This is a genomic window from Pseudomonas solani (assembly GCF_026072635.1).
Classification (GTDB): domain Bacteria; phylum Pseudomonadota; class Gammaproteobacteria; order Pseudomonadales; family Pseudomonadaceae; genus Metapseudomonas; species Metapseudomonas solani.
This window is the reverse complement of sequence record NZ_AP023081.1, coordinates 2,040,529-2,049,894: the sequence shown is the minus strand read 5'-3', so window position 1 is coordinate 2,049,894 and position 9,366 is coordinate 2,040,529. Positions and strand designations below refer to the sequence as shown.

Here is a 9,366-nt window from a genome sequence, read left to right as displayed (position 1 = left end):
TTTGTGAGTCGAGTCACACCCCTGTTTGTGGCCGACCTGTATATCGCACCCGCGATAAAAGGAATTTGACCTTATTAAGGTGGTGATCCATGAAGCAGTTCCCACGCCTCGCCTTGGCGTCCTCGATCCTGGCCCTGCTCCTGGCGGGCTGTGATTCCTCCAGCGATTCCATCGCCGAGGTGAACGGCAAGCCGGTCACCCAGGCGCAGTTCGACGCCTTCCTCAAGTTCAAGCGGGTTCCGGCGCAGAACGCCGAATGGGTCAGCCGCGAGCTGGACGAGTACCTGGAGCGCGAAGGCCTGGCCGGCCAGATCGAAGCCCAGGGCCTGCTCCCCGCCGAGCAGGTGGAGACCGAGGTGGCCGAGTTCCGCAAGCAGATGCTGATCAGCCGCTACTTCGAGGAGTTCCTGCGCGAGCGGGTGACCGACGAAGCGGTGCGCAACTTCTACGCCACCAACCCCGACCAGTTCCAGGCGCGCAAGGTGCACGTCGCCCATATCCTCCTGCGCACCAACCCCGGCATGAGCGAGAACGAGCGCCAGGCCCTGCTGAGCAAGGCCCAGGAAGTGCAGTCGCGGATCAACGCCGGCGAGGACTTCACCGCGCTGGCCGCCACCTTCTCCGAGGACCAGCTGTCCGCCAAGCAGGGCGGTGACCTTGGCTGGCTGCAGGAAGGCGCCATCGACCCGGCGTTCAGCGGCAAGGTATTCGCCATGAAGCCGGGCGAGCTGTCCGAGCCCGTGGTCACTCCCTTCGGCTTCCACGTGATCAAGGTGATCGAAGGGCCGCAGGTGGTGAAGCAGCCGTTCGAAGCGGTCAGTGGCGACATCCGCTATCGACTGCGCCAGGAGGCCAAGCAGGCCGAACTGGAGCGCCTGGCCAAGGCGGCGAAGATCGACCGCAAGACGCCCCCGGCCCCTGCCGAGGGCACTGCCGCCAAGGAAGGCGAAGACCGTGCCGCGGGTTGAGTGGACGCTGGGTTGCCTGCTGGCGGCGCTGCTGCTGGCCGGCTGCCGTGACGACGACGGTGCCGAGGCCCTGGCGCAGGTACCGATCGAGCCGTCGGCGACCCTGGTCACGGTGGACGAAAGCCCCATCACCCGGGCCCAGCTGGAGCTGACCGTCGAGCGCACCCTGGGCGAGTCGGCACCGCTGTTCGCCAACGACGAAGTGGAACGCAAGATCCTCGACAGCCTGGTGGCCAGCCGCGCCATGGCCCTGCTCGCCGAGCGCGAACTGGATGCCGGCGAGCGCGCCCAGCTGGACCTCAAGGCCCAGGCCTACCGCGAAGAACTGCTGGTGCGCCACTACCTGGAGCAGCACGCCACGCCGGAGCCGGTGACCAGCGAGCAGGTGGCCGACTACTACCAGCGCCACCCCGAGGAATTCGGCGGCGGCGTGGAAAAGAGCTTCGAAATCATCACCAGCGACCAGGAGCTGGATGAAACCCAGCGCGCCGAACTCATCGCACTGCTCAGCGGTGCCGAGGTGCAGGGCAACGACTGGCAGAAGCGGGTGGCCGCCTGGCGCGCCGCCGGCAAGCCGCTGGAATACCGCAGCAACCGCATCAAGCCCGAACTGCTGGAGCAGCCCCTGCGCAGCCTGGTGGAACCCACCCAGGCGGGCAGCATCGCGCCGCTCTACGTGGACGGCCAGATGCTGCTGGTGCGGGTGACCGCCGAGGAGCGCCTGCCGGCCAGGCCGCTGTCGGAAGTGAGTGGCGAGATACGCGAGAAACTGGCGCCGCAGGCCCTCAAACAGGCGGTGAAAAGCCTGAGTGAAGAGGCGACGCGCCAGGTGAAGGTGCAATACAGCTCGCGCTAGATGAGCCGATTGCGAAGAGCCGGCCGATAGGTGCCGGCATAGGGAAACGGCAGGGCAGCCTGTACAACAGTGGACGGACGAACTATGGGGATGCTGGGGGGGCAGGGCAAGCGGTGCCAGCTGCTGGCGGGGCTGGCATGGCTCCTTTTGACCAGTGGCGGCCTGGCGCAGGCGGCCGAGTCCTGTCGCGCCCTGTTCACCGGTGGCCTGCAGACCCATGGCGCCGGCGGCGTCGTCTTCCAGTGGGGCGGCACGCTGCAAGGCAACCCTAGCCAACTGATCGACACCCCCCGCGTACAGAACCCCTGGGGCGCCCCCAGCTGCGGCAGCCGCGACTGCCAGGCCAGCGGCCTGGAGGCCGCCGGCTTCGCCGGCCTGACCCTGCCCGCCATCAAGGGCGAGCATGACCTCAACCTGGGCTATCTCGGCGTGGGCGAAGCGGGCGGCGGCGAACTCAACCGCTACCGCACCGTCAACGTCGACGCCGGCGGCACCCTGACCTTCAACGCCCGCCACCAGGCCTACTACATCCAGCGCCTGAGCATCGGCTATGGCGCCAAGGTCACCCTGGCCCCCGGGCGCTACTGGATCGGCCAGCTGGACATGGCCTCCAACAGCCAGCTGCTGGTCACCGGCGGCAACGCCCGGGTCATGCTCGGCTCATCGCTGAACCTGCCCTACCAGGCCAGCGTCAACGGCGAGGGCAGCGCCGAAGCGTTGCAGCTCTTCGTTCGCGGCAACCTGAGCCTGGAGTCGTCCGCCACCGTCGGCGCCCTGGCCTATGTGGAAGGGGATTACCGCGGGGCCTTCGCCTCGCGCCTGCGCGGCGGACTCAACGCCCGCAACGCCGTGGTGGACACCGCCGCGCGCATCGAAACGCGCATGGACGCCATCGCCACCCTGGGCTGGAACACCCAATGCAGCGAGCGCCGCGACCTGGATGGCGACGGTGTGCTCGACCTGTTCGATGAGGATACCGACGGCGACGGCTACGACGACGAAGCCGAGCGCCTGGCGGGCAGCGACCCGCGCAATGGCCAGAGCGTGCCCCAGGTGACGCCGCCCACCACGCAGCCGAGCCAGTGCACCGCGGCCTTCGCCAAGGGCCTGCAAAGCCATACCGCTGGCGGCCGCATCAGCTTCGGGCTCAACGCCCAGCTGCGTGATGGCGTTTCCGCCTACCTGCCGGCGAGCCGGGTCGACAGCAGCTTCGCCTCCCTGGCCCGCAGCTGCGGCACCCAGGATTGCCAGCCCAGCTACACGCCTGCCCCCGTGCCGCAACTGCCGGCCTTCCTCAAGACCGGCTCCAGCTTCAACCAGGACCTGGGCTACGGCGCCACGCAGGTGATGGACGGCAGCCGCACCGAGTGGCGCCGGCTGAATGTCGCCGGCATGGCCACGGCACGCTTCACCAAGCCGGGCGCGTATCGCCTGCGGGAGCTGGAAGTGGGCTACCGCGGCACCCTGGAACTGTCCGCCGGTGACTACTGGATCGAGAAACTCACCCTGGCCAGCGAGGCACGCATCGTTCCGCGCGGTGCCGGCACGGTGCGGCTGCACGTGGCACAGAACCTCGAACTGCCCTGGCAGGCCCGTCTCAACGCCGAGGCCTCCGGCCAGGCCCGTGACCCCTCGCAACTGGTGGTGCTGGCCGAAGGCAACGTCGCGCTGGGCTCCAATACCACGGTGGCCGGCTTCGTCTACGCCCGTGGCAACCTGACCCAGCAGTACGCCTCCCAGCTCACCGGTGGCGCCGTGGCAGCGAACCTGAGTCTGGAAACCCAGGCCCAGGCGCGCCAGGACCTGGCCGCGCTGGGCAAGGTCGACTTCGGCCTGCTCTGCGACCTGGATGGCGACGGCATTGGTGACAACCTCGACCCGGACCGCGACGGCGACGGCATCTCCAACGATTACGAGATCCAGCTCGGCTACAACCCGGACGACAAGAACAGCACCCCGCCGGACATGGACAAGGACGGCATCCCGGACGCCCTGGACGACGACCGCGATGGCGACGGCGTGCCCAATGCCCAGGACGCCTTCCCGGACGATCCCAAGGAAAGCAGCGACCTCGACGGCGACCAGATCGGCGACAACGCCGACACCGACCGCGATGGCGATGGTGTGTCCAACGACATCGAAATCCAGCTGGGCTTCGACCCCAACGACAAGAACAGCACACCGCCGGACCTGGACAAGGACGGCATCCCGGATGCGCTGGACGACGACCGCGACGGCGACGGCGTGCCCAACGCCCAGGACGCCTTCCCGGACGATCCCAAGGAGAGCAGCGACCTCGACGGCGACAAGATCGGCGATAACGCCGACCTGGATCGCGATGGCGACGGCATCTCCAACGACTACGAAACCCAACTGGGCTTCGACCCCAACGACAAGAACAGCACCCCGCCGGATATGGACCGCGACGGCATCCCCGACGCGCTGGACTACGACCGCGATGGCGACGGTGTCGAGAACGACAAGGACGCCTTCCCGGACGACCCCACGGAAAGCAGCGACCTCGATGGCGACAAGATCGGCGACAACGCCGATACCGACCGAGACGGTGACGGTGTTGCCAACGACATCGAAATCCAGCTCGGCTTCGACCCCAACGACAAGAACAGCACGCCGCCGGACCTGGACAAGGACGGCATTCCGGATGCGCTGGACGACGACCGTGACGGTGACGGTGTGCCCAACGCCCAGGACGCTTTCCCGGATGATCCCACCGAGAGCAGCGACCTCGACGGCGACAAGATCGGCGACAACGCCGATACCGACCGCGACGGCGACGGCATCTCCAACGACTACGAAACCCAGCTGGGCTTCGACCCGAACGACAAGACCAGCACCCCGCCGGACCTGGACAAGGACGGCATCCCGGATGCACTGGACGACGACCGCGATGGCGACGGCGTGCCCAATGCCCAGGACGTGTTCCCGGATGACCCGGCTGAGAGCAGCGACCTCGACGGCGACAAGATCGGTGACAACGCCGATACCGACCGCGATGGCGACGGCATCTCCAACGACTACGAAACCCAGCTGGGCTTCGATCCCAATGACAAGACCAGCACGCCGCCGGACCTGGACAAGGACGGCATCCCGGATGCGCTGGACGATGACCGCGACGGCGACGGCGTACCCAATGCCCAGGACGCCTTCCCGGATGACCCGGCTGAAAGCAGCGACCTCGACGGCGACAAGATCGGTGACAACGCCGACACCGACCGCGATGGCGACGGCATTTCCAACGACTACGAAACCCAGTTGGGCTTCGACCCCAACGACAAGACCAGCACCCCGCCGGACCTGGACAAGGACGGCATCCCGGATGCGCTGGACGACGACCGCGACGGCGATGGTGTGCCCAACGCCCAGGACGTGTTCCCGGACGACCCCACCGAGAGCAGCGACCTCGACGGCGACAAGATCGGTGACAACGCCGACACCGACCGCGACGGTGATGGCATCTCCAACGACTACGAAACCCAACTGGGCTTCGACCCCAATGACAAGACCAGCACGCCACCGGATATGGACAAGGACGGCATTCCGGACGCCCTGGACAACGACCGTGATGGCGATGGTGTTCTGAACCCTGACGACGCCTTCCCGGACGATCCCACCGAGAGCAGTGACCTCGACGGCGACAAGATCGGCGATAACGCCGACACCGACCGCGATGGCGACGGCATTGCCAACGACTACGAAACCCAGCTGGGCTTCGACCCGAACGACAAGAACAGCACCCCGCCGGACCTGGACAAGGACGGCATCCCGGATGCGCTGGACGATGACCGCGACGGCGACGGTGTGCCCAACGCCCAGGACGCTTTCCCGGATGATCCCACCGAGAGCAGCGACCTCGACGGCGACAAGATCGGCGACAACACCGACCCGGATCGCGACGGCGACGGTATTGCCAACGACATCGAGATCCAGCTGGGCTTCGACCCCAACGACAAGACCAGCACCCCGCCGGACCTGGATAAGGACGGCATCCCGGATGCGCTGGACGATGACCGCGACGGCGACGGCGTGCCCAACGCCCAGGACGCCTTCCCGGACGATCCCAAGGAGAGCAGCGACCTCGACGGCGACAAGATCGGCGATAACGCCGACCTGGATCGCGATGGCGACGGCATCTCCAACGACTACGAAACGCAGTTGGGCTTCGACCCCAACGACAAGACCAGCACGCCGCCGGACCTGGACAAGGACGGCATCCCGGATGCGCTGGACGACGACCGCGACGGCGACGGCGTGCCCAACGCCCAGGATGTCTTCCCGGACGACCCCACCGAGAGCAGCGACCTCGACGGCGACAAGATCGGCGACAACGCCGACCTGGATCGCGATGGCGACGGCATCTCCAACGACTACGAAACCCAGCTGGGCTTCGACCCGAACGACAAGACCAGCACGCCGCCGGACCTGGACAAGGACGGCATCCCGGATGCGCTGGACGACGATCGTGATGGCGACGGCGTGCCCAACGCCCAGGACGCGTTCCCGGATGACCCGGCTGAAAGCAGCGACCTCGACGGTGACAAGATCGGCGACAACGCCGACACCGACCGCGATGGCGACGGCATCTCCAACGACTACGAAACCCAGCTGGGCTTCGACCCGAACGACAAGACCAGCACGCCGCCGGACCTGGACAAGGACGGCATTCCGGATGCGCTGGACGATGACCGCGACGGCGACGGCGTGCCCAATGCCCAGGACGCCTTCCCGGATGACCCCACCGAGAGCAGCGACCTCGACGGCGACAAGATCGGCGACAACTCGGACCCGGACCGCGACGGCGATGGCGTCAGCAACGACGACGAAGTGGCTGCCGGCACCAACCCGAACGACCCCACCAGCTTCCCGGATCGCCAGCCGCCGGTCGTGGCCATCGAGGGCCCTGAGGTCATCAGCGTCAACGAAGACAGCGTCACCCTGCGCGGCAGCGCCAATGACAGCGCTTCCGGCATGGCGCGCCTGGAGTTCACCTCCGACCGCTTCCCCGGCACCCGCTTCGCCGTGACCCTGCAAGGCAGCCAGTGGACCGCCAGCGTACCGGTGCTGGAAGGCACCAACCGGCTGACCCTGACCGCCTTCGACAAGGCCGGTAACCAGGCGAGCCTGGCGCGCACGGTGGAGCGTCAGCCGCTGGCCAGCGACATCGCCCTGACGGTGGACTACCCGCTGCCGGGCGCCACGGTGAAGGACGCCAACCTGGTGGTGCGCGGCCAACTGCGCAGCGACAAGGCCGCCCAGCGCATGGAGGTATTGGTCAACGGCGTGCCGGCCAGCCTGTCGGCCACTGGCCAGGTCACGCTGTTCGGCTTCCAATCCACGCCCATCACCCTGCAGTCGGGCTCCAACACCCTGACCATCCAGGCCTGGGTGGACCAACGCAGCATCCAGCGCAGCCTGGTGGTGACCTACCAGCCGCCCCAGGCCAGCTTCAAGCCGCCGCGCTTCGACAACCTCTCGCCCGCCAATGGCAGCCTGCTGCCGGGCAACGGCTTCATGCTCGGTGGCCAGGTATTCGCCGAGGCCGGCCTGGAGCGCATCAGCGTCGGTGGCCGCAACCTGGCCCTGCGCGAGCCGGGCGCCCAGCTGCATGACCTGAAAGAGGCACTGAACGTACCGGTGGGGCAGAGCAGCTACTCCGTCGAACTGCTGGCCCGCGACCGCAGCGGCCAGGAGACCCGCCAGACCCTCAGCTGGAAGCTGGACCAGGTGCCGCCACAGATCACCCTCGACCAGCCCCTGGTGGAGCTGCCGGCGAAGAACCGCGTCAGCGAGCAGCCCTATCCCCTCAAGGGCACCCTGCGCGAAACCAACCTGTCGAGCTTCCAGATCAACGGCACCGACGTGACCCTGGAGCCCGGCGCCCAGGCCGGCGAGTTCCGCTTCGCCAGCCGCATCGCGTTGCCCATCGGCCAGCCGGTGAGCGTGACCCTGGACGCCCGCGACCAGGCCGGCAACCAGCTGCGCCACGAGTACAGCCTGGAGCTCTCGGCCCAGGCGGCCATCAGCTGGGTCATCCCCACCGAGGGCACCGAACTGCTCAACCTGGGCGAACCGGTCTCCTTGCAGGTGGCGGCGCGCATCGAGGACCTCAGTGGCCTGCTGGCGCCTCGGGCCATGCTGCTGGCGGCCAATGGCGACCTGATCGCCGATGCCCCGCTGACCGGCGACACCACGCTGAAGAGCACCACGCTGCAGATCCCGCCGCAGAGCGGCCAGTACCAGTTGCTGGCGGTTCTCCAGGGCGCGAATGGCCAGGTGGTGGCGCAGAGCGCGCGGAGCATCACCCTGGTCACCCCGCAACAGGTGCCGGTGGCCCTGGAGCGCGTCGAGCCGGCGAACAATGCCCGTTTCGTCGAGCCCAACGGCTTCATCAGCCTCTACTTCAACCAGGCCATCGACCTCGCCAAGCTGGAACTCGATGTCCACCAGACTGCCCACGGCATGTCCTACGTCGACCTCGACGGCCTGGGCACCAGTGCGCTCAAGGCCCAGGGCTACCAACTGGTGCGGGTGGACTTCGACCATCAGAACGTGGTCGGCGCCCTCTCCGAGCTGCCGGGCAGCCAGGTGATCGCCTTCTACCCGGAGAAGGACCTGGCCTATGACGCCGAGGTGTCGGTGGAGGTGCGCTACGACGGCCAGGAGCTGGAACGCCTGCGCTACCGCACCCGCGCACTGCCGACCTTCATCTCCGGCGTGGTGCTGGATCAGCTGCAGGAGCCGGTGGCCAACATCGAAGTGCGCCTGGAAGAGCTGAACCGCAGCGTGCGCACCAACCGTGACGGCGCCTTCAACTTCGGCTTCGGCGACACTGCCGAGCAGACCATCCCCGGTGGCCAGTACCGGCTGCTGCTCAACCCGGGTTCGGGCAACCGCGGGTACGGCGCCGACAGCCGCGCTGTCACCGTCCAGGGCGGCCAGCGCAACGACTTCGGCCAGATGCAGCTGGCGCAGCTCAACACCACGCTGCCCTACGTGCCGGTGAAGGGCGGCAGCCAGCTGAGCCTGCTGGAAGGCGAGCTCAAGCTCGACCTCAGTGGCGCGCGCCTGCAGTTCCCCGATGGCCGCCAGGAGGGTGACCTGCATGTGCAGATGTTGCAGTTCAGCGAGCTGCCGTACCCGGTCGAACCGCTGGCGATGCCCTACTGGATGTATGCGCTGCAACCCGCCGGGGTCAGCGTCCAGGGCTCCATCGGCGTCGACCTCGCCGCCCTGCGCCTGGGCAACACCCTCGACTACCTGCCGCCGGACGGCTCCTACGTGGTGATGGTGGGCCTGGATCGCCAGGCCGCGAGCATCGTTCCGGTGGGCGTCGGCCTGATCGGCAACGGCCGCATCCGCAGCCAGGGTGTGCTGGCCCAGGACAACCTCGACCTCTTCGGCTTCGCCCTGGCCGGCCTCGAAGCGCAACCCGCGCTCAAGGCCTATGCCAACGGCGAGCTCAACCTGCGCCAGCTGCAGGCCGAACTCTATCGCTTGAATAAAGGCCGCTGAGGCGGCCAAGGG

The 9,366-nt window shown here is 67.6% G+C and carries 3 protein-coding genes; all 3 read left to right on the top strand.

The genetic code is table 11. The features are described from left to right. The first annotated feature begins 89 nt into the window (after positions 1 to 89). The 3 genes from PSm6_RS09350 (at position 90) to PSm6_RS09340 (ending at position 9,354) form a co-directional block, all read left to right on the top strand. Positions 90 to 968, top strand: coding sequence for a peptidylprolyl isomerase (locus tag PSm6_RS09350; protein WP_081711565.1), 879 nt, complete (start codon positions 90 to 92; stop codon positions 966 to 968). Then, positions 955 to 1,824, top strand: coding sequence for a peptidyl-prolyl cis-trans isomerase (locus PSm6_RS09345; protein ID WP_043244646.1), 870 nt, complete (start codon positions 955 to 957; stop codon positions 1,822 to 1,824). The genes PSm6_RS09350 and PSm6_RS09345 overlap by 14 nt, the downstream gene beginning before the upstream one ends. A 147-nt stretch (positions 1,825 to 1,971) precedes the next feature. Continuing rightward, complete coding sequence (locus tag PSm6_RS09340; protein ID WP_265170103.1) at positions 1,972 to 9,354, top strand: hypothetical protein; 7,383 nt, start codon at positions 1,972 to 1,974, stop codon at positions 9,352 to 9,354. The last annotated feature ends 12 nt before the right edge of the window (positions 9,355 to 9,366 follow it).

What these genes read in the sequence shown, in the direction of transcription:
- PSm6_RS09350 (WP_081711565.1), top strand. Translation starts at nt 90, where the DNA reads ATGAAGCAGTTCCCACGCCTCGCCTTGGCGTCCTCGATCCTGGCCCTG.